Genomic DNA, 1,218 nt, shown 5'->3' with positions numbered 1-1,218 from the left:
TGATACCCGTAGCTTCGGTGTATGGTTTGAGCCCCGTTACATCTTCCGCGCAGGCCGACTCGACTAGTGAGCTATTACGCTTTCTTTAAAGGGTGGCTGCTTCTAAGCCAACCTCCTAGCTGTCTAAGCCTTCCCACATCGTTTCCCACTTAACCATAACTTTGGGACCTTAGCTGACGGTCTGGGTTGTTTCCCTTTTCACGACGGACGTTAGCACCCGCCGTGTGTCTCCCATGCTCGGCACTTGTAGGTATTCGGAGTTTGCATCGGTTTGGTAAGTCGGGATGACCCCCTAGCCGAAACAGTGCTCTACCCCCTACAGTGATACATGAGGCGCTACCTAAATAGCTTTCGAGGAGAACCAGCTATCTCCGAGCTTGATTAGCCTTTCACTCCGATCCACAGGTCATCCGCTAACTTTTCAACGGTAGTCGGTTCGGTCCTCCAGTCAGTGTTACCTAACCTTCAACCTGCCCATGGATAGATCGCCCGGTTTCGGGTCTATTCCCAGCGACTAGACGCCCTATTAAGACTCGCTTTCGCTACGCCTCCCCTATTCGGTTAAGCTCGCCACTGAAAATAAGTCGCTGACCCATTATACAAAAGGTACGCAGTCACCCAACAAAGTGGGCTCCCACTGCTTGTACGCATACGGTTTCAGGATCTATTTCACTCCCCTCTCCGGGGTTCTTTTCGCCTTTCCCTCACGGTACTAGTTCACTATCGGTCAGTCAGTAGTATTTAGCCTTGGAGGATGGTCCCCCCATATTCAGACAAAGTTTCTCGTGCTCCGTCCTACTCGATTTCATTGATAAGAGATTTTCGCGTACAGGGCTATCACCCACTATGGCCGCACTTTCCAGAGCGTTCCGCTAATCTCAAATCAACTTAAGGGCTGGTCCCCGTTCGCTCGCCACTACTAAGGGAATCTCGGTTGATTTCTTTTCCTCAGGGTACTTAGATGTTTCAGTTCCCCTGGTTCGCCTCTTGCACCTATGTATTCAGTACAAGATAACCATCTTATGATGGCTGGGTTCCCCCATTCAGACATCTCCGGATCAAAGTCTGTTTGCCGACTCCCCGAAGCTTTTCGCAGGCTACCACGTCTTTCATCGCCTCTGACTGCCAAGGCATCCACCGTATGCGCTTCTTCACTTGACCATATAACCCCAAGCAATCTGGTTATACTGTGAAGACGACATTCGCCGAAAATTCGCA

1 rRNA gene is annotated in these 1,218 nt (G+C 50.6%); it reads right to left on the bottom strand.

Features of this window, described 5'->3' with window-relative positions:
- Positions 1–1,161, bottom strand: a 23S ribosomal RNA gene (locus tag KW849_RS30950); the annotation flags it as partial.
- Positions 1,162–1,218 lie beyond the last annotated feature (57 nt).

This window comes from Pseudomonas sp. PDM26 (assembly GCF_019219185.1).
Taxonomy (GTDB): domain Bacteria; phylum Pseudomonadota; class Gammaproteobacteria; order Pseudomonadales; family Pseudomonadaceae; genus Aquipseudomonas.
The sequence above is the reverse complement of the archived record's forward strand: the minus strand, read 5'-3'. Positions and strand labels throughout refer to the sequence as shown.